Below are 23867 nucleotides of genomic sequence, written 5' to 3' on the forward strand. Positions count from 1 at the left end.
GATTACTGCTGCGCGTAGTCAGTGATGCCGCCAAAGTCGTTGATGGCGCGCCATTTAATGACGCCCGCCGCGTTTATCGGCCAGCTGCGGCTTTCCCGCGGCCCAATCATCCCCGGTTCATCGATCGCCTTACCGCCGACGCTGAGCGAATAAAAGGAGACGAAAAAGGGCGTGGGGTTCCAGGCGACCAAACGATTGCCTTGTCGCCGAAACGTTAATTGCTTCCAGGCGGTTTCCGCCTCGCCCGGTAGATTACTGGGGCGGTAAAAGAGCTTAAATTTAGATTTAATATTAATTTGCAGCTTATTGATTTCGCCTCTTTTGGAGGGCGCGATGCTTTTAACGTTCAGCCAGAACACCGATTCCCGGTCGGTCGGCAACGGCGCGCCGGTAAAGTTAATTCGCAGCATATTTTGCTGTTCCGGATCGAGACGGAACAGCGGCGGCGTCACGATAAAGGGCGCGCGGCTTTTATCGTCATCGGCATAGTTATCTACCCATGACTGGACTAAATAGGGCGAGCGGGCGTCGGCGTTGGTGACGGAAATAGCGGCTTCACGTTTACCTTCCTGATAAATGACGCGCGTCCCCCCATAACCAGCCCGGCATGCGCCAGATGCGATAACAGGAAAAACAGACCAGCCATGCCCGTGAAAAGAGATTTCATCAGCAGCAATCCTTAATCAGGGAAATAAAAACGGAGAGTGAGCAGGGAGCGCCCTGCTCAACGGCAACTCAGTTGTAAACCATATTAAAGTTCACGGAGGCGTTCGCTTCGCCCACGGTTACCTCGTCGCTGGTGGCGTGGTAATCCGCGTAGAAGGTGAGTTCGGTATCGCTGTCGCCCGGCTTAACGTCATATTCTTTGGTGACCTGACCGAGGGTCACTTTCTGCTGTTGGTCATCTTCGTAGAGCTGGATCGCCACGCCGGTGGCGGTGCCGGGGCCGTCGTTAATCGCCAGCAGATTTTTGTCATTTTCTACGGTTTTGCCGTCAAAGCGGACCGCGACCTTCTTCACGGAATCAGGGCAGTCCTTCACGGAAATATGGAAAGGTTGTTTGTTGGTTTCGATGCCGGCGGCGGTGAAATAGCTGCTGGCCCAGGTGCCCAGCCGCACATGCTCATCGGTATGCGCCGTATCGACATTACAGGAGGTGTCGGTGATCGTGCCGGTAAACTGAATCTGGCCGCCGGCGCCCTGCGTGCCGGCGACGTCGCCCGGATCGCCGCTGGCCGCAATAGCCGCGCCGGAGACGAAGCAGGATAAAGCCCATGCCATAATACGTAACTCTGTTTTCATGCTTGCTCTCTTTTTAATTTATATCCACAGCAGTTTGGGCGTCGAGCCGCATCAGGCATGACGCTTCTGCCTCAGGTCCTCCCTGTTTATCCCTGTTTCGTTCCGTCGAGAATGTATAAATAGGCTGCCCGGCCTTCGCGAGATGACAGACATAATTAAAGCGAAGGTGCCGGGTTAATTAATATAAGGTGACAGAGGTATGGCTAATGCAGGCAAAATAATATGCAATAATTTATTGTGTGGTTGCCGGGTTAATAAAATGTGTGTTTGTATTAATTTTAAAATTTGAAGCTGTATTTTAACAGCAAAGAAATATAAACAGCGGTATAAGGGGGTAAATAGCGGCGCAAATTAACATTTATGCATTGATATTAACTGTAAATTGCCCGTTGTTAAGGCCCGAAAGGGGGTGTTTCGCCCTGAGAATTTATTATCTGTAACGTCAACAAAACGCATTTTTTATAAAATAGCACTGCCTGTAAGGTTATTTTCAGCCGGCGCGTACGCAAAGCAGGAAATAACAAGCAAAGCTGTTAGCTGTTAGCTGTTATATTATTAAACCATCCATCAACAACGGTGGCCGTCGGGCCGATTAACGATTAATCATCTAAATCATTGCGCGCTTCGCCAGGCTGCGGCCCAGGCCGCCGACGCCGGTTTAATCCGGCAGTGGACGTTTAACGCGGCATAAAAAAAGGCCGGCAATCCGGCCTTTAAGAAACCTACAGGGTTACTCACCCTGTTTGAGGCCTTTGCGCACCTCGCTGACCTGCTTGCTGGTCACCGCGGGCGCAGTGTTGCTCCAGCCCTGACGGATAAAGGTGGCCAGCTGCGCCACTTCCTCATCGCTCAGGCGGTTTGCAAAGCCCGGCATTGCCAGCGTCGACGGCGCCTTCGCCGTGGAAGGCTGCTGCGCCCCGGCAAGGATGGTATGGATTAAGCCGACCGGGCTTTCCGCGTTGACGATGGAAGCCTGATCCAGCTCCGGGAAGACCCCCGGCGCGCCTTTGCCGTTAACGAAATGGCAGGCATTGCAGTTATCCAGATAGAGACGCTCGCCTTCCGTCAGGTTTTTCGCCGCGCTGAGCTTCGCGGCGGTGGTCTCCACCTTCTGTACCTCTTCGCGGCTCAGGGCTGGATTGCCGCCGAGGAATTTCAGCCAGGCAGCGATCGCTTTCAGATCGGCCTCGCTCATATGCGATGAGCTATGCTCCACCACCGACGTCATCTCGCCGCCGACCGCTGCCTTAGCGTTACGGCCGGTTTGCAGGTAGTCGACAATCTCCTGCTCGCTCCAGCGCGGCATACCGCGCAGGGAAGGCACCGGCCAGCCGTTCAGCTCGCCGCCCGCCAGGAACGTGGATTCGCTGCTGTCGAGCGTCTTCTCGTTCATGGTGATGCTGCGCGGCGTATGGCAGCTGCCACAGTGGCCCAGGCTTTCAACGATGTAAGCGCCGCGGTTGACCTCGGCTGAGGCGCCGCCGATCGGCTGGAATGGCTGATCAGAGGTAAAGGCCCAGTTCCAGAAACGCATACCCCAGCGCTGGTTAAACGGGAAGCTCAGCCTGGTTTCCGGCGCGGCGACGGCGGCAGGTTTCACGCCCTGCATAAAGTAGACGTAGAGCGCGTGAATATCCGCATCGCTGATCTTCGCGTAATCAGGGTAGGGCATCGCCGGATAGAGGCGCGAGCCGTTCGGCAGGATCCCTTTGCGCACCGCGTCGGAAAACTGCTGTTCGCTGTAGTTGCCGATACCAAACTTTTTATCCGGCGTGATATTGGTCGAATAGATGATGCCGAGATTCGATTCAATCGCCAGACCGCCGGCGTAGTCGGGCTTGCCCGGCAGCGAGTGGCAGGCCATGCAGTCGCCCAGCCGGGAAAGGTATTCGCCCTGCTTAATCAGCTGCGCCGTGTCTTCAGCCTGCGCGCCCATGGAAAACAGCGCGGCCAGCGCCACCACATTGCCAGTGATAAAATTTCTGAGATTCAACAGCTTCATGCGCTTATACCTGTACCAGTGGGCCGGGGTTTTTCAGATACTGCTCTTTGATCGCCTGCGCCGCCATCAGGGTAATGGCGCCGATGGTATCGGTCGGGTTCGCCTGGAAGTTTTGCGGGAAGGCGTTGCCGCCCGGCACGAAGACGTTATGTACGTCCCAGCTCTGCAGGTAACGGTTAAGCGCCGAGGTGTTCGGGTTATCGCCCATCACCGCGCCGCCCACGTTATGCGTGGAGACATATTTAGTCAGATCAAATTGCGCATCCATCGGCAGGAAGCTCATGCTCATGCTGTCCGGGTTCAGCTCTTTCGCGATATTGCCCACGATGCCTTTCAGGTATTGCTGAAGCTTCAGCTCATTCTGTTTCCAGTTGAAAGTCATGCGCAGCAGCGGCTGACCATGCTCGTTGGTGTAGGTTGGATCGAGATCGAGATAGACGTCGCGGTAGGACATGCAGGTGGTGGTAATGCTGATCTTCATGGAATGGCCGTACCACTCCTCCAGACCCTCTTTCCAGCCCATGCCCCATGACGGCGTGCCCTTCGGCAGCGAGGTGCCGATCGGCGTGCCGGTTGCCTGTGAGCTGTGGATCTTCGCGCCGCCAATAAAGCCCAGTCCCGGGCCGTCGAAATTGCCGGGCGAGATGTCGTTGAACATCTGGCCGGTCGGGCCGGAGGTGGCGAACGGGTTGAAGTTTTTATCTTTAAAGAACAGCGTCGCGCCGCCGTTGCTCAGGAAAGCGTAGTTGCGTCCTACCACGCCCTCTTCGGTAATCGGGTTGTAGGGCTTGCCGATGCCGGAGAGCAGCATCAGGTGGACGTTATAGAGCTGGAAACTGCTCAGCACCACAATCTTTGCCGGCTGGAAGCATTCATTGCCCTGCTCATCGATATATATCACCCCTTTCGCGGTTTTTTTATCGTCGTGCAGCACTACTTTCAGGACATTGGCGTTCACTTCATAGGAGAAGTTGTCCATGCGCTTCAGCGCGTCCATCACCGCCGTTTGTGGTGACGCCTTGGAGTAGTTCAGACAGGGATATTTGCTGCAGTAGCCGCAGTAATTGCAGGGGGCGATCTGGTTGCCGTAGGGGTTGGTCCAGGCGCGTGACACCGCTGCGGAAGGGTTAGGGAACGGATGGTAGCCCAGCTTTTTCGCCGCTTCGGCAAACATCACGTTGTTCAGCGTATCTTCCAGCGCCGGCAGCGGATAAGGCTGCGAACGCGGCCCTTCAAAGGGATCGCCGCCTGGCAGAAGGGTGCCGCGCAGGTTACCGGTGTTGCCGGACTGGCCACAGATCCGTTCGAATTTATCGTAATAAGGCTCGATCTCATCCCAGGTGAACGGGAAATCCATAACCCGCATCTCTTCGGCGAGGATGCCCGGCTTATAGGCCTGGTCGGCGTAGGTTTTGAGTTTTAAATCGGTTGGGGTGGGGCGGATAAGCACGCCCGTCCAGTGCAGGCCTGAACCGCCTACGCCGCCGCCCGGCACAAACGCGCCCCATTTACGGGTCGGCAGCGCCGTCTGGTCCATGTTATAGCGTACGGTGACCGCCGATTCCGCCGGCGTGGTCATTACTTTATTGCGTACCGCGTAGGCATATTCGTCCGCCGGTTTCGGATAGGCGAACTCGGCGTAATCCCGCTCCGGCCCTTTTTCCAGCGCGCGTACCGTTAATCCCGCCATTGCCAGCTCGATGCTCATCAGCGAGCCCGCCCAACCCAGGCCGACCACGACGACGTCGACTTCTTTCTTATTTAGCTGTGCCATTGTTACCCTTGTCAATCTTGCAAAAACACCGATCGTGTCGCGCTGTCAGGCGCGCTCGCCTTTGATACTCACCGGACCCAACGGATAAGGCACGTTGTGCTGCTTAACCCACTCCAGGAAGCTGGCGCGCGCGCCAGGGAAGCCGATGGCGATCCAGGCTTTCATGCCCTTGTTGCCGCCGTACATCGGATCGGAGAGGTAGCCGTGTTTGGTATCGGAAATCAGCTGGCTGAAAAAGTGCGAAGGCTTCATGTTCTCTTCGCCCAGCGCGGCGAAATCGATGCCATCTTTTTGCAGATGCGTCAGCACCTGGTCTTTTTCCTGCGGCGTCAGCTGATGGAAAGGCTTCTGATAAGTGTTAAGGCTCCATTTATTGATCAGGGGAATAGCGATCTTATAGAGCTGCTGCGGACGGTAGGGGATTTGATAGCCCATGGTGGCGGGCGCATGGGCGTTAAACGGCCCCTGCATGTAGATCTCTTCACCCATATCGCCGTGTAGCTGCTGGTCGATAAACACCGGCACGTTGGTCTCCAGCGCGCCGGGCGCGTTGCCCTTGCCGCCGGCGGGGATCAGGCGGTCGGTTGCGGCCAGAATAAACTGCCACTCTTCCGCGTTAAAAAAGATGGGCTGGTAGTTATTGAGTTCGGGAGCGGCCATTTCAGCGGCCTGCGCTGCGGTAAGTCCCTTAAAAATCATGTCGCTGAGTGGCAAAGCGACGAGCGCGCCGAGCAAGAACTTGCGGCGGGATGTTTCTTTATTAAACAACATAGCCCTGATGTCTCACAGAATGTTAACAAAAGTTAAATCTAATATTTTTGGTTGTTTAGTTTATGTTTATTTATTAACGATATATATACATTTCTACGTTAGCTAATATTAACCAGTGTAACAAAATAAGTATGAGGAGGGGCGGAGAGGCAGGGCGGGAAGGGCGAGATAGCCTACGGGCGGCTCTGATAATGTCTGGCGCTAAAAACAAAAAGGCCAAACGCCCAGGGGCATTTGGCCTTCAATCAGCGCTTTTGCAGCGTGATCGCCGCAAAATCAACGCATGGTGACGAACTCTTCCGACGCCGTCGGGTGAATGGCCACGGTATTGTCGAAATCTTTTTTGGTCGCGCCCATTTTCAGCGCTACCGCGAAGCCCTGCAGCATCTCATCCATACCGAAACCGATACCGTGGATGCCGACGATCTTCTCTTCTTTGCCCACGCAGACCAGCTTCATGCGGCACGGCTGGCGATGCTGCGTCACCGCAGTGTACATCGCGGTAAAGGATGATTTATAGACTTTCACCGCCTCGTCGCCGTACCGGGCGCGCGCTTCCGGCTCGGTCAGACCGACGGTGCCGATCGGCGGGTGGCTGAAGACCACGGTCGGGATATTGCTGTAGTCCAGATGCTCTTCCGGCTTGTTGTTGAACAGGCGCTCAGAGAGACGACGGCCGGCCGCCACCGCCACCGGTGTCAGCTCTACCGCGCCGGTATTGTCGCCCACCGCGTAGATGCCCGATACGCTGGTGTTCTGGAACTTATCGACCTGAATATAGCCTTTTTCGTTCAGCGCCACGCCGGTCGCCGCCAGATTGAGGTTATCCGTCGCCGGTTCGCGGCCAATTGCCCAGATCAGGCAGTCGACGGTCTGCTCTTTGCCGTTTTCCAGCTGCAGCGTCAGGCTGCCGTCCTGGTTTTTCACTACCGCTTTCGGCACTGAATGGGTGTGCAGCGTCGGGCCTTCGGCGTTCATCACTTCCACCAGCGTTTCACTGAGCAGCGGATCGAACTGGCGCAGCGGGCCTTCTTTGCGCACAAACAGGTGGGTTTCGGAACCCAGCGCGTTCAGCACGCCGGCGATTTCTACGGCGATATAACCCGCGCCAACGATCGCGGTGCGTTTCGGCATCGCCTCCAGCTCAAAGAAGCCGTCGGAGTCGAGGCCATGTTCCGCGCCCGGGATCGCCGGATGCACCGGACGGCCGCCGGTAGCGATCAGAATGTGATCGGCGGTGATCTTCTCGCCGTTCACTTCCACGGTGTGCGCATCGACAAAGCGGGCGAAGCCTTTGATCACATCGACATTATTTTTGCCCAGCACGGTTTCATAGGAGGTGTGGATGCGATCGATATAGGCGCTGCGGTTTTTCACCAGCGTCTGCCAGCTAAACTGGTTCACAGTGGTATCGAAGCCGTAATCAGGGCCGTAGTTGTGGATCGCTTCCGCGACCTGTGCCGCATGCCACATCACTTTTTTCGGTACGCAGCCAACGTTAACGCAGGTGCCGCCCAGCTCTTTCGCTTCAATCAGAGCGCATTTCTGGCCATACATCGCCGCGCGGTTGATGGAGGCGATACCGCCGCTGCCGCCGCCGATGGCGAGGTAATCATAATGTCGGGTCATTGTGCGAACTCCAGAAAGTAAGAAAAGAAAACTGGCGTAAGTGTACCGCCACTCGGCGATTTCCCGCAAAGTTTGCGCCTATGATTGCAACAGGAGCCGACTTTTTCACCGCGTCGGCTATGGCGTCGCCGACATCACCGCGCGCAGCAGCAGCCGGTTCAGCGGCGCATCATCATGTCTGTCGCCGTCGGCCAGCGGCGGTCGCGCTTCCGCCAGCGACTGGCGGATAAACGCCTCGATCAACGGCAGCGGCGCGCCATATTCCGCTTCACCGCTGCGCTGCTTCAGCGCCAGCAGCTGATGGATCTCCGCCAGCAGCGGCCCCTTGTCGACCGTGCCCGCCAGCAGCTCGTGAAAGCGCATCGGCGGCGCGCCCCGGCCCGCTTCGATCCAGCGTACCGCCAGCAGCGGCCGCAGCACGTAAAGATACTTTTTCAGCCGCACCCGCTCGCCCTGCAGATAGCCGCGAAAGTTTTTCTGCGCCATCGACAGATAGTGATAGCGAGCGCGCAGGTCGCTGAACCAGTCGGCGGCCTGCGTCCGCAGCTGCGCCAGCGTCTCCTCCTCCTGCTGATAAACGATTGGCGAATCGAGCCACTCCATCAGCGTCGGGTTGGCGCGCTTCAACAGCCCCAGCGTTTTGCGCAGCTCCCAGCCGCAGATATCGAGTTGTGGATCGGGCGGCAGTTCAATCACGTCGCGCCCCGGTTCGACCTGCAGATACCACGCAGGCTGATGCACATAGATGAAGCGCACGTCGTAATCGCTGTCCGGCGAGGCAAAACCCCAGCCGCGGCTGCCCGATTCGCAGGCGTATAAAATACGCACCTGATAACGCTGTTCGGTTTCGCGCAGCGCCTGACGCACGCGTGCGCGCATTGCGGCGCTGACGCCGGTATCGGTTTCCATTTTGTCCTTCTCCATGTTGTTATCCTTTTACGCACACCACCTGACGCAGGGTATGCACGATCTCCACCAGCGACGACTGCGCCGCCATCACTGCGTCGATATCTTTATAAGCCATCGGTATTTCATCAATCACGTCGCTGTCTTTGCGGCATTCAACGTGCGCTGTCGCCCGCTGCTGATCGGCGACGGTAAAGCGTTTTTTCGCGGCGGTGCGGCTCATGGCGCGCCCGGCGCCGTGGCTGCATGAGCAGAAGCTCTCTTCATTGCCCAACCCGCGCACGATGAAACTTTTCGCCCCCATTGAACCGGGAATAATGCCCAGCTGGCCGCGCTGCGCCGAAACCGCGCCTTTGCGCGTCACCAGCACCGATTCGCCGAAATGCTGCTCGCGCTGCACATAGTTGTGGTGGCAATTCACCGCCTCCGCCGTGGCGCTAAAGGGTTTGCTGATGCTCTGCTTCAGCGCCGCCAGTACGTGCTGCATCATTATCTCGCGGTTATGGCGCGCATAATCCTGCGCCCAGCCCACCGCGTTCATATAGTCGGCAAAATGGCGGCTGCCCTCTTCGAAATAGGCCAGATTGCGATCCGGCAGGTTGGCGATATGCTGCCGCATATCCTGCTGCGCCAGGTTGATAAACAGTGTGCCGATGGCATTGCCGACGCCGCGCGATCCGCTGTGTAGCATCACCCAGACGCGATCCGCCTCGTCCAGGCACAGCTCAATAAAATGGTTGCCGGTGCCCAGCGTGCCGAGATGCGCGTAGTTATTGGTTTTCAGCAGCGCCGGGTATTTATCGGTAATGCGCTTAAAGCCCGCCTGCAGGGCGGCCCAGTGCTGATCAACGCTTCCGGGCGCGCGCTGCCAGGCCCCTTTATCGTTGCCGGAGCGGTTGCTGGTGCGTCCGTGCGGCACTGCGCGTTCAATCGCGCTGCGGACGCCGTAGAGATTTTCCGGCAGATCGCTGGCGACCAGCGAGGTACGCACTGCCATCATGCCGCAGCCGATATCGACGCCCACCGCCGCCGGAATGATCGCCCCCTGTGTCGGGATAACGCTGCCGATGGTGGAGCCTTTCCCCAGATGTACGTCGGGCATCACCGCCAGATGTTTAAAGATAAACGGCATCTTTGCCGTATCCAGCAGCTGCTGGCGCGCTTCCGGTTCCACGGGTACGCCCTGGGTCCACATTTTCACCGGCGCGCTGTTGGCGGCGGCTAATAATTGATATTGCGATTTCATACTCTCTCCTCTGTGCGGCGCCATGCCGCTGCTGCCCGCGCGGCGCAAGGGCCGGCCCCGGTTTTCCCGCCGCGATATTAAGGATGCGCATGACAGGGTATTGCCAAAAGCGTGCCAGAAAGCTAATTACATTCAGATAAATAGCTAATTATCTAATTTATAAACAAAAAATATGTAGGCTTTAATACGGCGCTGTCGCGGCCGGCGATCTTTTTTTATAGTGGCAGATAACTGTTTATAAAAATGGATAAACCAATGCGCAGAGTGGTGATCGGTTCGCTGGGAACGGTGCTGGACCGCCGGGGCAAACGGCACAACCGCAATAAAAAATGGCGGCCGACGGTGGCGGTCTGCCTGCAGCCCGATCTACCGGTCGACCGGCTGGAGCTGATCTGCCCGCCTGACAACCGCGCGCTGGCCGAGCAGATCGTCGAGGATCTGGCGGCGCTGTCGCCCCATACCGAGGTGCGGCTGCATGAGATGCCACTGGCGGATCCGTGGGATTTCGAGGAGGTCTACGCCGCCTTTCTCGATTTTGCGGTGAACTACGCTTTCGATACCGATAATGAAGACTATCTGGTGCATATCACCACCGGCACGCACGTGGCGCAGATCTGCTGGTTTTTGCTGACGGAGGCGCGCTACCTGCCTGCCCGCCTGCTGCAAAGCGGCCCGGCGCGCAGCGAAGATCGTCCGGTGATGCAGGGCGAATGCACAGTGATCGATCTCGATCTGAGCCGCTACAGCGCGCTCACCAGCCGCTTTTTACGTGAGCAGCAGGCGTCCGTCTCCTTTCTGAAAGGGGGCATCGCCACGCGCAACCCCGCCTTTAACGCGCTGATCGACCGGATCGAGCGGGTGGCGCTGCGATCCACCGCGCCGATGCTGCTAACCGGCCCGACCGGCGCGGGGAAATCTTTCCTCGCCCAGCGAATTTTCCAGCTGAAGCAGAACCGGCATCAGGTCAAAGGGCGGCTGGTGGCGGTGAACTGCGCCACGCTGCGCGGCGATAACGCTATGTCAACGCTGTTCGGCCACGTGAAAGGCGCCTTTACCGGCGCACAGCAGGCGCGCGCCGGGCTGCTGCGCGAAGCGGATGGTGGGGTGCTGTTTCTTGATGAAATAGCCGAACTGGGGCCGGATGAGCAGGCGATGCTGCTGAAAGCGATCGAGGAGAAACGCTTTTTGCCGTTCGGCAGCGATAAAGAGGTGAGCAGCGATTTCCAGCTGATCGCCGGCACCCATCGCGATATGGCCAGCTGGGTGGCGCAGGGGCGCTTCCGCGAAGATCTCTGGTCGCGCATCAACCTCTGGAGCTTTACGCTGCCCGGCCTCGCGCAGCGCCGCGAGGATATTGAGCCTAACCTTGACTATGAGCTGCAGCGCTTCGCCCGCGACAGCCAGAGCCAGGTGCGCTTCGATCGCGAGGCGCGTCAGGCGTGGCTGCGCTTCGCCTGCTCCGATCAGGCGCTGTGGCGCGGCAACTTCCGCGAGCTGGGCGCATCAGTCACGCGTATGGCGACGCTGGCCGACAACGGGCGCATTACGCTGGAAGGGGTGAGCGAAGAGATCGCGCGGCTGCGGCAAAGCTGGCATGGCGACGATCCGCAACCCACTACGCTGCCGGATACGGATCTGGATCTGTTCGATCGTTATCAGCTGGCGGCGGTCTTGACGATCTGTCGCCAATCCGCCAGCCTGTCGGAAGCCGGACGCAAACTGTTCGCCGTGTCGCGCCAGCAGAAGAAACAGCCGAATGACGCCGACCGGCTGCGTAAATATCTCGCCCGTTTCGATTTGAGCTGGGACGCCATTCAACATCAACCAGAGTAAGCCTATGCAACTGACTTTTCTTGGCACCTGTGCCGGTACGCCCAGCCTGCAGCGCAACGTCACCTCTATCGCCCTGACGCTCTCCCATCGCGGCGACTGCTGGCTCTTTGACTGCGGCGAAGCCACGCAGCACCAGTTTATGCGCAGCGCCCTGAAGCCGGGCAAGCTGCAAAAAATCTTTATCACACACCTGCACGGCGACCATATTTTCGGCCTGCCGGGGCTACTGACCAGCCGTTCGATGGGCGGCATCACTGAGCCGCTGACCCTCTACGGGCCGCCGGGGCTGCGCCAGTTTGTCGAAACCGCGCTGAGCCTGAGCGGCTCGTTCGTCACCTATCCGCTGGAGATCATTGAAATTGAGGCGGGCGAGCTGTTTGACGATGGTGCGATAAAGGTGACCGCCTATCCGCTGAATCATGTGTTGCCCTGTTTCGGCTTTCGCATCGAACAGCATGATAAGCCGGGCTTTCTCGACGCGGAGAAACTCAGGGCGGACAATGTGCCGCGTGGTCCCTGGTTCCAGCAGCTGAAACAGGGCGAGAGCGTGACGCTGGAGGATGGGCGCGTTATTCATGGCCGCGACTATCTCGGCCCTTCGACGCCGGGTAAAAAGCTGGCGATCTTCGGCGATACCGCGCCAACCGGCAGCGCACTGGCGCTGGCGGCGGATGTGGATGTGATGGTGCATGAGACGACGCTGGAGGCGGCGATGGAGGAGAAAGCCAACGGACGCGGCCACTCCACCACCGTGCAGGCGGCGACGGCCGCCCGCGACGCGCGCGCCAAACGGCTGATCGCCACTCACTTTAGCTCGCGCTATCGTTTTGAGGATATGCCGCGCCTGCTGGCGGAGTGTCAGGCGATTTTTCCCAACACCGAGCTGGCGCGTGATTTCGCCGTATTTGACCTATAAGGGAAAAGGGGAAGGGCGCGGTGCTGCCCAACGCAAGACGCAGCGAACCGTGCCCGTGATGACGACACGCTTGTTCCACGCTGAAGAGATTTTCGTACAAACGCGGTGCTGCCTAACGCAAGGCGAGGGGAGTCCGGGCAAAAGAGTAAAGCGTCCCACGCCGGGGAAGGCGCGGGACGAGCCGTCATGGATGACGCCCTGGCGTCTTTACGATCTGCCAGCACTCCGCGCAGTCACCCTAAAGAGTGCCATCATCAGGTGCAGCGCCCAACCGTTCCTTACTCCGGGACGATCCAGTTAACGCTGGTATGGCCGGTGCCTGCCGGCACCAGCACGCGATGCAGCCACGGCAATACATTCTGCATCTGCTGCTCCAGCTTCCACGGCGGGTTAATCACAATCATCCCGGAACCCGTCATGCCGAAACGATCGCTATCGGGACGCACCGCCAGCTCAATCTGCAGAATACGGCGAATACCGGTATCCTCCAGATCGTGGATCATGCGCTTAATCTGCTGACGCAACACCACCGGATACCAAAGCGCGAACACCCCGGTGCTAAACCGACGATAGCCTTCCTGAATCCCCTTCACCACCGCCTGGTAATCGCTCTTCATCTCATAAGGCGGATCGATCAAAATCAGGCCGCGACGCGACGGCGGCGGCAGCTTCGCTTTCAACTGCTGATAGCCGTCGGCGCGTGCCAGCCGCGCGCGGCTATCTTTCTGAAACTCGCTGCGCAACAGCGGAAAATCGCTGGAATGCAGCTCCGTCAGCTCCAGCTTATCCTCTTCACGCAGCAGATGACGCGCGATCAGCGGCGAGCCAGGATAATAGCGCAGGGCCGGACCGTGATTCAGCGCCTTCACGCAGCTAATATAGGGTGCCAGCTCCTCCGGCAGATCTTCCTGCTGCCAGACGCGAGCGATGCCCTCCAGATACTCACCGGTGCGCTCCGCATGCTCGCCGCTCAACTGATAACGGCCAGCGCCGGCGTGCGTATCCAGATAAAGAAAAGGTTTATCCTTCTCTTTCAACGCGGTAATGATCAGGCTTTGAACGGTGTGCTTCAGCACATCGGCGTGGTTGCCAGCGTGAAAACTGTGACGGTAACTAAGCATATCTACAATATATCCGGTGATGCCTGATGAAATGAGGCCGGGGCTGAAACGCCCCGGCGGAAACTGACGCTAGTATAGCCGGACGCCGACTAAATTACTCGGATCTGTGCGGCTAGCGTTGCAGCACCGGATAGGTGAACAACAGCAAATGCGTCAGGTTAAAGGCGAAATGCATCAGCGTCGCCACCCACAGCCGACCGCTCCATTGCCAGGCCAGACCATACAACAGCCCCGCCAGCGCGGCGAAAAAAATCAACAGCGGGCCGCCAGCGGCATGCGCCAGACCAAACGCCAGCGCGGCGAGCAGCAGGGCGGGCCACCGGCCTAACCACTGGCTCAGCCGCTGCTGCAGCCAGGCGCGGAACAGCGCCTCCTCCGCCAGCGAAACGAAAAACAGATTCGCCAGCGCAAACGCGCCCAGCCATGTCGGAAAATGCGGCTCAATACGCAAACCGCCCGCCAGCGTCGCCAACAGCAACAGCGCCGGAATGGCGGCGAATAACAGCGGCCAGGCGCCGCGCCAGCGCGGTGGTGAGGCGGGCGCCCGCAAAAGCGTCGGCAAACAGGCCAGCAGGATAAAGGGCACCAGCGCCTTATCCAGGTTGTAGTAAAATGTAAAAGGCGCGCTGAGCGGGCCGGCCTGCGCATTAACCACCGCCGGCTGATTATCAAAGCCTGGCGCCAGATGCAGCGTCAGCGCCACGGCGCCCGCCGCCAGCACGGCTTCAAGCAGCGGCATCAGCCGGACATGATGCGCATAATGCCGGCGCAGCCAGGCGGCCAGCGCCAGGCCCGCCAACACGAGCAAACCCGGCCACAGCAGCGTTCGCTGCCAGAGCGCCCAGGCCAGCGTCGCTAACAACAGCGGCTTCGCCGCCGGACGGAAAAACAGCAGCGCCAACAGCGCCGCCGCCAGTAAGTACCACATGATGTATTCTTCCTTAAAACACCCAAACCAGCAGGATGAGGAATATAACAAACGCACCGGGTTAAATCGGCATCACCAAAACAGCGCGCGCCGCAGCCCCCATTGATTTTCGGACTGCTTAGCCGCATGTTAGTGATATTGCGCCTTTGCGCGCCCACATCAACTTAAAGGACTGCGCGATGACCAATCCATTATTGACCTCGTTTACCCTTCCCCCTTTTTCCGCCATCCAGCCGGAACATGTCGTCCCCGCCGTTGAACAGGCGCTGGAAGCGTGCCGCGACGTGGTAGAAAAAGTGGTGGCGCAGGGCGCGCCCTACACCTGGGACAACCTGTGCCAGCCGCTGGCGGACGTGGACGATCGTCTGGGACGTATCTTCTCGCCGGTAAGCCACCTCAACTCGGTGAAAAACAGCCCGGAGCTGCGCCAGGCCTACGAACAAACGCTGCCGCTGCTGTCAGAGTACAGCACCTGGGTCGGCCAGCATGAAGGCCTTTACCAGGCGTATCGCAACCTCAAAGAGGGCGAACACTACGCGCAGCTGAGCCTTGCGCAGAAAAAAGCGGTGGATAACGCGCTGCGTGACTTCGAACTGTCGGGCATCGGCCTGCCAAAAGAAAAACAGCAGCGCTACGGTGAAATCGCCGCGCGCCTCTCCGAGCTGGGCTCCACCTACAGCAACAACGTGCTGGACGCCACCATGGGCTGGAGCAAGCTGATTACAGACGAAAGCGAACTGGCCGGTATGCCGGAAAGCGCTCTGGCCGCCGCGAAAGCGCAGGCGGAAGCGAAAGGCCAGCAAGGCTGGCTGCTGACGCTGGATATCCCCAGCTACCTGCCGGTAATGACCTATTGCGATAACCAGGCGCTGCGTGAAGAGATGTACCGTGCCTACGCAACGCGCGCCTCCGATCAGGGGCCGAACGCCGGCAAATGGGACAACGGCCCAATCATGGCGGAAGAGCTGGCGCTGCGTCATGAGATGGCGCAGCTGCTTGGCTTCGACTCTTACGCCCACAAATCGCTGGCGACCAAAATGGCGCAAAACCCGGCGCAGGTGATCGACTTCCTGACTGACCTGGCGCATCGCGCCCGTCCGCAGGCGGAAAAAGAGCTGGAGCGTCTGCGCGCCTTCGCCAAACAGGAACATGGCATTGACGACCTGCAGCCGTGGGATCTCACCTACTATGGCGAAAAACAGAAGCAGCATCTCTACGCCATCAGCGATGAACAGCTGCGCCCCTATTTTCCGGAAGAGCGCGCGGTCAACGGCCTGTTCGAAGTGGTGAAACGCATTTACGGCATCAGCGCCAAAGAGCGTAAAGATGTCGACGTCTGGCACCCGGACGTGCGCTTCTTCGATCTGTATGACGAAGACGGCGAACTGCGCGGCAGCTTCTACCTTGACCTTTACGCGCGTGAAAACAAACGCGGCGGCGCCTGGATGGACGACTGCGTCGGCATGATGCGCAAAGGGGATGGCAGCCTGCAAAAACCGGTTGCCTACCTGACCTGTAACTTTAACCGTCCGGTAAGCGGCAAGCCGGCGCTGTTTACTCATGACGAAGTGACAACCCTGTTCCATGAGTTCGGACATGGCCTGCACCACATGCTGACGCGCATCGATGTTCCGGGCGTGTCCGGCATCAGCGGGGTGCCGTGGGATGCGGTCGAGCTGCCAAGCCAGTTTATGGAAAACTGGTGCTGGGAGCCGGAAGCGCTGGCGTTTATCTCCGGTCATTACGAAACCGGTGAGCCGTTGCCGCAGGCGCTGCTGGAGAAAATGCTGGCGGCGAAAAACTATCAGGCGGCGCTGTTTATCCTGCGTCAGCTGGAGTTCGGCCTGTTTGATTTCCGTCTGCACACCGAGTTCGACCCGGCCAAAGGCGCGCAGATCCTCGATACGCTGGCCGAGGTGAAAAAGCTGGTGGCGGTGGTGCCAAGCCCATCCTGGGGGCGCTTCCCGCACGCCTTCAGCCATATCTTCGCCGGCGGCTACGCGGCAGGCTATTACAGCTACCTGTGGGCGGACGTGCTGGCGGCGGATGCGTACTCCCGCTTTGAGGAAGAGGGCATCTTCAACCGTGAAACCGGCCAGTCGTTCCTCGATAACATCCTGACGCGCGGCGGCTCCGAAGAGCCAATGGAGCTGTTTAAGCGCTTCCGCGGCCGCGAGCCGCAGCTGGATGCGATGCTGGAACACTACGGCATTAAAGGATAACGCCTCGCGTGAAAATTGGTTTAGTGGATGAATCAGGCACCGGAGACGGTGCCTTATCTGTTTTAGCCGCCCGCTGGGGGCTGGAGCAGGATGAACAGGCGACGATGGCGCTGGTAATGACGCCGACGCATCTGGAGCTGCGCAAACGCGATGAGCCAAAGCTGGGCGGCATCTGGGTCGATTTTGTCGGCGGAGCGATGGCGCACCGGCGACGCTTCGGCGGTGGACGCGGCGAGGCGGTGGCGAAGGCGGTCGGCATTAAAAGCGGCTATCTTCCCGATGTGGTGGACGCTACCGCCGGCCTGGGGCGCGACGCCTTTGTGCTGGCGGCGATCGGCTGCCGGGTGCGGATGCTGGAGCGACATCCCGTCGTCGCGGCACTGCTGGAAGATGGTCTGCGTCGCGGCTATCAGGACGCGGAAATCGGCGGCTGGCTGCAGGAGCGGCTGACGCTGCTGCATGCCTCCAGCCTCACGGCGCTGGAGGATATCGCCCCGGCACCTGACGTGGTCTATCTCGATCCGATGTATCCGCACCGGCAGAAAAGCGCGCTGGTGAAGAAAGAGATGCGGGTGTTTCAGTCGCTGGTGGGCGCGGATATGGATGCGGACGGCCTGCTGCTGCCGGCGCGTCGTCTGGCGAAAAAGCGCGTGGTGGTCAAGCGGCCCGACTACGCGCCGCCGCTGGCGGAGGTCGCCACGCAATCGGCGGTCACTACCAAAAGCCACCGTTTCGATATCTATCCGCCGCTGACGAAGTAACGAAAGGCAACGGGGCCGCCACACGCGGCACCGTTGTTACCCACAGACAACGCTAAAGCCTGAAATGAAGCCAGCCCCACCAACCACACCGGGTGTTACCCGCAGACAACGCCAATGTCTGCGGCGACGGAGCCCCTGGCCGAAGAGTAAAGCGTCCCGCGCCAGGGAAGGCGCGGGCCGAGCCGTCAGGGATGACATCTTTGCGTCTTTACGATCGGCCAGGGACTCTGGCGCGGGCGCTGCCCTCACAGGCACCTCCTACAGATCCCGCCCCCAGGCGCTACCCTCACAGGCACCTCCTACAGATCCCGCCCCCAGGCGCTACCCTCACAGGCACCTCCTACAGATCCCGCCCCCAGGCGCTGCCCTTACAGGCACCTCCTACAGATCCCGCCCCCAGGCACTGCCTCACAGGCATCGCCCGCAGGCGCCGGCCTCACTGCCGCCGCGCCGCCAATAAAAAAGGGGCGATGACCTCGCCCCTTTTTTAACGCGCCACGTCACACCTTACTCATCATCTTCATCGCGCAGCGGCACAATCAACATATCGATATGCACCGTATTAATCAGCTGGCGCGCGGAAGACATCAGCTTGCTCCAGAAATCCTGATGGTGACCGCACACCACCAAATCCACGTCATACTTCTTGATCGCCTCGACCAGCACCTGGGCCAGATCGCCACTGCCGCTCAGCGTCTCGCTCACCGGATAACCCGCGCCCTGCGACAGCTCTGTCAGCGCGTGATGTGTCTCTTCCGAAATACGCTTCTGCATATCGCCAAGATTAACGTCAATCAGACCGGTATAAAGATCGGAATAATTCACGTCGACATGAATCAGGGAAATTTTCGCGTCATACGGACGCGCCAGGGAAACCGCCTTCTCGACCAGCAGTTTACTTTCCGGTGAGAGATCAACGGCAATCAGAATATGTTTATAAGCCATGACGGTACTCCTTCCATGTGTCACATAATGTCAGTATAGCGCCAGTTGTTAACAAAAGTGCCTCCGGCACGCCTGCTTTGCGACCCGGATCAAGGAGTGTTTTACCCGCTTTTCGCCTGGATTGAAAACAGCGGCTGGAAAATTTTTCATCCCATCTCCTACACTGAATCATAACGATCATACTCCGGTATGACGCCGCGCTTTCTTCAGTTCAAAAAACAAATCAGTCCGGTTCAACAGTGGCAGGCGAGTTATCGTGGGGCGTGTCGAGCGTATTCCCGCTGCAACGCGCTTCTGCGATCCTAAGCCGGGAGGGGGAACATGATTAGCACCGTCGCGCTTTTCTGGGCTTTATGCGTTGTCTGTTTAATTAACATGGCGCGCTATTTTTCGTCGCTGCGCGCGTTACTGGTGGTGCTGCGCGGATGCGATCCTTTGCTCTATCAGTACGTGGACGGCGGAGGATTTTTCACCTCACACGGCCAGCCGAGCAAACAGGTGCGGCTGGTTCGCTATATCTGGAAACGGCTCTATCTGGACCATCATGACGAAGAATTTATCCGTCGCTGCGAACGGGTGCGCGGACAATTCGTCCTGACCAGCTCGCTCTGCGCCATGGTGATGATAAGCCTGGTCGGCCTGGCCATCTGGCACTAGCGGGATGCAGAAGGGAGAAGGCGGGGAAAAGAAAACGGGCCGGTTTTCACCGGCCCGTCGCATCATCAGATAAGCTTCAGGGCGACCCAGTAAAGGGAGCCGGAAAGCAAAATGGAAATCGGCAGCGTAAAGACCCAGGCCAGCGCGATATTTTTAATCGTGCGGCTCTGAACGCCGCCGCCATCAACCAGCATGGTGCCGGCGACCGATGACGACAGGATGTGCGTCGTAGAAACCGGCATCCCGGTATAGCTGGCAACGCCGATAGAAACGGCCGCCGTCACCTGGGCGGACATCCCCTGGCCGTAAGTCATGCCTTTCTTACCGATCTTCTCGCCGATGGTGGTGGCAACGCGACGCCAGCCGACCATGGTGCCGAGCGACAACGCCAGCGCCACTGCCACGATAATCCACACCGGCGCGTATTCGACGGTATTCAGCAGATCGCTCTTCAGCTTGCCGAGGAAGCGCTTATCATCCGCCGTCACTTCCGGCATCTTGGCCGCTTTCTCCGCCGTATCAGAGATGCACAGCAGCAGACGGCGCAGGTGGCTGCGCTGTTCTACGCTCAGTGCGTCATAACCCGACAGGTTGTTCAGCATCTGCTTGGTGCGGTCAATCGCTACCATGGCGCGCGAACTGTCGCAATGGAACTCATGCGGCGCGCCCGGCGCCTCTTCCGGCGTCGGCAGGGCCGGCGGCGTCAGCTGGACAATATGCTGCAGCGTATCGCCATGCTGCTGATAATATTGCTCCAGATGGTTCACCGCGTCGCGAGTGCGCGTGATGTCATAGCCGGAAGCGTTCATATTGATCACGAAGCCAGCAGGCGCCACGCCGATCAGCACCAGCATAATCAGGCCGATGCCTTTCTGACCGTCATTGGCGCCGTGCGAGTAGCTAACGCCGATAGCGGAAACGATCAGCGCGATGCGTGTCCAGAACGGCGGCTTCTTCTTACCGTCTTCCTTCTCGCGATCGGCCGGCGTCATATGAATACGGCGACGTTTTTTCGTGCCGCTCCAGTAGCGACGCAGCAGGAAAATCAACCCGCCCGCCACGACCAGGCCGATAATCGGCGACAGGATCAGCGACGCGAAGATATTGATCATTTTGGGGATATTGAGCGCATCCACCACAGAGGTGCCGGTTATCAGCGCATTGGTCAGGCCGATACCGATGATAGCGCCAATCAGCGTATGGGAGCTGGACGCGGGTAAACCAAAGTACCAGGTTCCCAGGTTCCAGATAATCGCGGCAAGCAGCATGGAGAAGACCATAGCCAGCCCGTGCGCCGAACCGACATTCAACAGCAGATCGGTTGGAAGCAGATGAACAATGGCGTAAGCAACGCTTAAACCACCTAACAACACACCAAAAAAGTTAAACACCCCGGCCATCACAACGGCCAGCTGCGCGCGCATCGCACGCGTGTAAATCACCGTTGCTACTGCGTTAGCGGTGTCATGAAAACCGTTAATGGCTTCATAAAACAGCACGAACAGCAGAGCAAGTACTAATAACAGGCCGGTATTAAAATCGAGACCAGCAAATAGATGTAGCATAAGCGTTACGCCATTTTCGGGGACATGAACGCGGCGCATTATCAGCGACAAACCGCGCCGGGGGAAAGAAAAATATAGCTTTTTTTTGCCATAAAAGTGTAAAACGCCCGTCATCAGGCAGGAAAAATGCCAGGAAATCCGTTAGTTACATTATGTTACTTTGCGGAAAGTCTTGTTACGCTGGCCCGGATGCCGGCAACCCATTACAATCGCGGTTTTGGCCGCCAGGCAGGAGTGAGCAGTGGAAAAGTATGACGTTATCATTATAGGCGCAGGCGCCGCCGGGCTGTTTTGCGCAGCGCAGGCCGGGCAGCGTGGCCGCCGGGTATTGCTGATTGATAACGGCAAAAAACCGGGCCGCAAAATACTTATGTCCGGCGGCGGCCGCTGCAATTTCACCAATCTCTATACTGAGCCTGCCGCTTACCTGTCGCACAACCCGCACTTTTGTAAATCGGCGCTGGCGCGCTACACCCAGTGGGATTTTATCGCCCTTGTGAACCAGTACGGCATCGCTTATCACGAAAAAACGCTGGGTCAGCTGTTCTGCGATGAGTCGGCGCAGCAGATTGTCGACCTGCTGATGGCGGAGTGCGAAAAGGGAGAGGTCACGCTGCGGCTGCGCAGCGAAGTGATCGCCGTCAGCCGCGACGAAGCGGGCTATCGCGTGCAGCTTAACGGCGCGGAGGTACAGGCGCAGAAGCTGGTGATCGCCAGCGGCGGGCTGTCGATGCCGGGGCTGGGCGCATCGCCGTTCGGCTACCGGCTGGCGGAGCAGTTCGGCCTGCGCGTCTACCCGACGCGCGCCGCGCTGGTGCCATTCACCCTGCATAAGCCGCTGCTGGAGCAGCTGCAAACCCTGTCGGGCGTCTCGCTGCCAACGGTAATTGAGGCGGCCGACGGCACGCGCTTCAAAGAGGCGATGCTGTTTACGCATCGCGGCCTTTCCGGCCCCTCGGTGCTGCAAATCTCCAGCTACTGGCAGCCGGGCGAATTTGTCACCATCAACCTTTCGCCCGAGCAGGATCTTGATGCCTTTATCAACGAGGAGCGCGAGGCGCGCCCGAACCAGAGCCTGAAAAATACGCTGGCGAAACCGCTGCCGAAACGGCTGGTCGAGGTGCTGCAGGCGCTGGGCGTGGTGCCGGAAGTGACGCTGAAGCAGCTTAACGGCAAGCAGCAGCGCGAGCTGGTCGAGACGCTGCATCACTGGCGCGTTCAGCCCAACGGGACCGAAGGGTATCGCACGGCGGAGGTGACGCTGGGCGGCGTCGATACCACCCAACTCTCATCAAAAACCATGGAAGCGCGCGACGTGCCGGGGCTTTACTTTATCGGTGAGGTGGTTGACGTCACCGGCTGGCTCGGCGGCTATAACTTCCAGTGGGCATGGAGTTCCGCCTGGGCCTGCGCGCAGGCGCTGTAATATATCGACGTAATCTGGCCGGCGGGCTAGCTGCCGGCGCAAAACATCACCGGAACATTGCCGCTCATAAAGACGTAGCCGCCCTTGCCGTTGTGATGGATCTGGTACTGTGCCGGACGGTTGCCATGGGTATAAAAGCTGTCCAGCAGGCGGGACAGGGCAACGTTGTCCGCCTCATCGAATGCCGAAGGAATAATGGCTTTCGATGTCAGTAGATAGTGATCGTTGGCGCGCTCAACCTCAAACAGGATCTTTCGGCTGATGATTTTATGGCGACCCGCAGCGTTGACAAACTCGCCATCAACCGCCACCAGGCCCGATGGGCCGTTGAAAATAAAGCGCATCAGCACGTTGGCGCGCGCACCCTCATTTTGCACGTGATACTGCGCCAGGCAGGAGAAGTGGCGGTTATCGCGGGCGTAGTAAAGAAAGAGGATGGAAGCGAGGATAAGCAGCAGCGCGGCGAGGGCAAAGGCTTTGTGTTTCATGCGCGGCTCCTTAGCGACCATGAGGCGCAGAAAAAATCCTTATCGGTCAGCGGGCTGCGGCAGGAAAACAGCAGTGTGTTCTGCGCCAGCCGGTTGTGAACGATATAGACGTAGGGGTAGCGCGCGCAGTCGACATGGCTGTGGACCCGATGATCGATCTCTTCCGGCGGCGCCTTTTTATGCGCAAACAGGAACAGCTGACAGTCACCTCGCTTTTCCAGACGATGATAGCTGTCGATCATCACCTGAAAGCTGGCGTTGCCCGGTGGAGCGAAGGTGATCAGCAGCAGCAACATTGCCACCAACAAAACCAGCATAAAGGGCGGCAACAGCCGGGGATGCTCCGCCGGGAGAGTTTCGGTTGGCGCAGCGATAATCGCTCCGCCCGCTGGCCGCGCCATCGGCAACCGCGTTTCGGCCGGCAGCTGCATTTCTGCCGGTAACTGCGCTTCCGCCGGCAGCTGCGTTTCTGCCGGTAACTGCGCTTCCGCCGGCAACTGCATTTCCGCCGGCGCGATCAGGGTAATAGGTTGCGCCATTCTGAACCCCTTGCGGGGCACAGTAATAATCCAGCGTCCCGCATCGGGCTGCAGCTGGTTCAGCGCCCGGCGGATAAGCGAAATATTTTGATAGAGCGTATTCGGTGCAACGTTGTGTCCGTTCTCCCCCCAGGCAAAATCATAAACATCTTTTTGTAAAACCAGTCCCTCGGTTTTCAGCAAAATCTCCAGACATTTAGCTGCGGGCTGCGTCAACGTAATTTCCTGCTTCCCCTGAATATCGATCGCCAACTTTTTCTTATCAGCAAAAAAATAGATCGTGTCATTAATAAGATAGACCGGTTGCATGGCTACATCCTGTTTGCTAAGTCACCTTTATCTGCTTAATACTAAAACCCTATCATGCTTTGCTAAAAACGTGCATGGCATCCATCAATTATCTTAAGAAAGCAATTCGCTTATAAAAGCGCACTTTACGCGCTATTTCAAAACAGAGCAGATAACAGGCTATTTCTCTGTGAAAAAGAGCCGTTCACACCCTTTTCTTTCATCACTTTCCGCATCCATGCCATTTGCAAAATGCGCTTTGCCCTGCTATCCACCACAACATCGGTTATTTATTCTTAACGAGTTAAAAGGTTTTTATATAAGGTGCGCGGCGGGCTATGTTCCTCTTATATCGCGCGTTTCATATTCAAATTATTGTTTTTAAATAATTTTATCTGGATGGGATGCCGGCGAACGTTGAGAGGGTTGCCATCATTATCGTATGGGTGAATAGCTTAAATGCGCTAAGGATCTTATTTAAGCCTTTTTGCATTGTTTGAATTTGCTGAAAGGTTAATATTATTTCCAGCGCTCAGGGTAGTGCAGGA

19 protein-coding genes and 1 pseudogene are annotated in these 23867 nt (G+C 58.2%); 6 read left to right on the forward strand and 14 right to left on the reverse strand.

What is annotated here, in order from left to right:
* Positions 1-2: 2 nt before the first annotated feature.
* The 8 genes and pseudogenes from C2E15_RS01230 to C2E15_RS01265 form a co-directional block, all read right to left on the reverse strand.
* Positions 3-670 (reverse strand): annotated as a pseudogene (locus C2E15_RS01230) (fimbrial biogenesis chaperone).
* A 65-nt stretch (positions 671-735) separates the two neighbouring features.
* Entirely contained in the window at positions 736-1302 is a 567-nt protein-coding gene (locus tag C2E15_RS01235) for a fimbrial protein (RefSeq protein WP_104955794.1), read from the reverse strand.
* 730 nt (positions 1303-2032) lie between these two features.
* Positions 2033-3238, reverse strand: a complete 1206-nt coding sequence (locus C2E15_RS01240; RefSeq protein ID WP_425438049.1) for a c-type cytochrome — start codon at positions 3236-3238, stop codon at positions 2033-2035.
* Between the two features lie 70 nt (positions 3239-3308).
* The gene (locus tag C2E15_RS01245; protein ID WP_104955796.1) at positions 3309-5078 is read right to left on the reverse strand and encodes a GMC family oxidoreductase; all 1770 of its coding nucleotides are present in this window, start codon (positions 5076-5078) and stop codon (positions 3309-3311) included.
* A 45-nt stretch (positions 5079-5123) separates the two neighbouring features.
* Positions 5124-5849 carry a gluconate 2-dehydrogenase subunit 3 family protein gene (locus C2E15_RS01250; protein WP_104955797.1) on the reverse strand — a complete coding sequence of 242 codons (726 nt, stop codon included), beginning with the start codon at positions 5847-5849 and terminating at the stop codon, positions 5124-5126.
* A gap of 276 nt (positions 5850-6125) precedes the next feature.
* Positions 6126-7478, reverse strand: coding sequence for a glutathione-disulfide reductase (gene gorA, locus C2E15_RS01255; protein ID WP_104955798.1), 1353 nt, complete (start codon positions 7476-7478; stop codon positions 6126-6128).
* Between the two features lie 117 nt (positions 7479-7595).
* Positions 7596-8402: a nucleotidyltransferase domain-containing protein gene (locus tag C2E15_RS01260; RefSeq protein ID WP_245912335.1), complete on the reverse strand. Its 807-nt coding sequence runs from the start codon at positions 8400-8402 to the stop codon at positions 7596-7598.
* A 4-nt stretch (positions 8403-8406) separates the two neighbouring features.
* Positions 8407-9630 carry an RtcB family protein gene (locus C2E15_RS01265; RefSeq protein WP_104955799.1) on the reverse strand — a complete coding sequence of 408 codons (1224 nt, stop codon included), beginning with the start codon at positions 9628-9630 and terminating at the stop codon, positions 8407-8409.
* 255 nt (positions 9631-9885) lie between these two features.
* Between C2E15_RS01265 and rtcR the strand changes: the two genes are divergently transcribed.
* Both rtcR and rnz read left to right on the forward strand, forming a co-directional pair.
* Entirely contained in the window at positions 9886-11463 is a 1578-nt protein-coding gene (gene rtcR / locus C2E15_RS01270) for an RNA repair transcriptional activator RtcR (protein WP_167391814.1), read from the forward strand.
* Between the two features lie 4 nt (positions 11464-11467).
* A complete protein-coding gene (gene rnz, locus C2E15_RS01275; RefSeq protein WP_104955801.1) occupies positions 11468-12379 on the forward strand; it encodes a ribonuclease Z in 912 nt (303 codons plus the stop codon).
* 278 nt (positions 12380-12657) lie between these two features.
* Here the strand turns inward: rnz and C2E15_RS01280 are convergent, their stop codons facing one another.
* Together C2E15_RS01280 and C2E15_RS01285 are read right to left on the reverse strand one after the other, a co-directional pair.
* On the reverse strand, positions 12658-13500 hold the full coding sequence (locus C2E15_RS01280) for a 23S rRNA (adenine(2030)-N(6))-methyltransferase RlmJ (protein WP_104955802.1): 843 nt from the start codon (positions 13498-13500) through the stop codon (positions 12658-12660).
* 112 nt (positions 13501-13612) lie between these two features.
* Positions 13613-14428, reverse strand: coding sequence for a CPBP family intramembrane glutamic endopeptidase (locus C2E15_RS01285; RefSeq protein WP_104955803.1), 816 nt, complete (start codon positions 14426-14428; stop codon positions 13613-13615).
* A gap of 179 nt (positions 14429-14607) precedes the next feature.
* Between C2E15_RS01285 and prlC the strand changes: the two genes are divergently transcribed.
* Both prlC and rsmJ read left to right on the forward strand, forming a co-directional pair.
* The gene (gene prlC, locus C2E15_RS01290; protein ID WP_104955804.1) at positions 14608-16650 is read left to right on the forward strand and encodes an oligopeptidase A; all 2043 of its coding nucleotides are present in this window, start codon (positions 14608-14610) and stop codon (positions 16648-16650) included.
* 8 nt (positions 16651-16658) lie between these two features.
* Positions 16659-17411: a 16S rRNA (guanine(1516)-N(2))-methyltransferase RsmJ gene (rsmJ, locus tag C2E15_RS01295; protein WP_104955805.1), complete on the forward strand. Its 753-nt coding sequence runs from the start codon at positions 16659-16661 to the stop codon at positions 17409-17411.
* A gap of 507 nt (positions 17412-17918) precedes the next feature.
* Here the strand turns inward: rsmJ and uspA are convergent.
* Positions 17919-18356 (reverse strand): universal stress protein UspA, encoded by a 438-nt coding sequence (gene uspA, locus C2E15_RS01300; RefSeq protein WP_038629600.1) that lies wholly within the window; start codon positions 18354-18356, stop codon positions 17919-17921.
* A gap of 321 nt (positions 18357-18677) precedes the next feature.
* On the opposite strand from uspA, the gene uspB reads away from it, so the two are divergent.
* Positions 18678-19013: a universal stress protein UspB gene (uspB, locus tag C2E15_RS01305; RefSeq protein WP_104955806.1), complete on the forward strand. Its 336-nt coding sequence runs from the start codon at positions 18678-18680 to the stop codon at positions 19011-19013.
* Positions 19014-19078: 65 nt separating this feature from the next.
* Here the strand turns inward: uspB and pitA are convergent, their stop codons facing one another.
* Positions 19079-20578 carry an inorganic phosphate transporter PitA gene (gene pitA / locus C2E15_RS01310; RefSeq protein ID WP_146108518.1) on the reverse strand — a complete coding sequence of 500 codons (1500 nt, stop codon included), beginning with the start codon at positions 20576-20578 and terminating at the stop codon, positions 19079-19081.
* 241 nt (positions 20579-20819) lie between these two features.
* On the opposite strand from pitA, the gene C2E15_RS01315 reads away from it, so the two are divergent.
* The gene (locus tag C2E15_RS01315; protein WP_104955807.1) at positions 20820-22004 is read left to right on the forward strand and encodes a BaiN/RdsA family NAD(P)/FAD-dependent oxidoreductase; all 1185 of its coding nucleotides are present in this window, start codon (positions 20820-20822) and stop codon (positions 22002-22004) included.
* Positions 22005-22030: 26 nt separating this feature from the next.
* On the opposite strand, the gene C2E15_RS01320 is transcribed toward C2E15_RS01315, so the two are convergent.
* Both C2E15_RS01320 and C2E15_RS01325 read right to left on the reverse strand, forming a co-directional pair.
* Positions 22031-22492 (reverse strand): hypothetical protein, encoded by a 462-nt coding sequence (locus tag C2E15_RS01320; protein ID WP_167391815.1) that lies wholly within the window; start codon positions 22490-22492, stop codon positions 22031-22033.
* Positions 22489-23340: a winged helix-turn-helix domain-containing protein gene (locus C2E15_RS01325; protein WP_104955809.1), complete on the reverse strand. Its 852-nt coding sequence runs from the start codon at positions 23338-23340 to the stop codon at positions 22489-22491. The genes C2E15_RS01320 and C2E15_RS01325 overlap by 4 nt, the downstream gene beginning before the upstream one ends.
* Positions 23341-23867: the final 527 nt, after the last annotated feature.

The organism is Mixta gaviniae, assembly GCF_002953195.1.
Lineage (GTDB): Bacteria > Pseudomonadota > Gammaproteobacteria > Enterobacterales > Enterobacteriaceae > Mixta > Mixta gaviniae.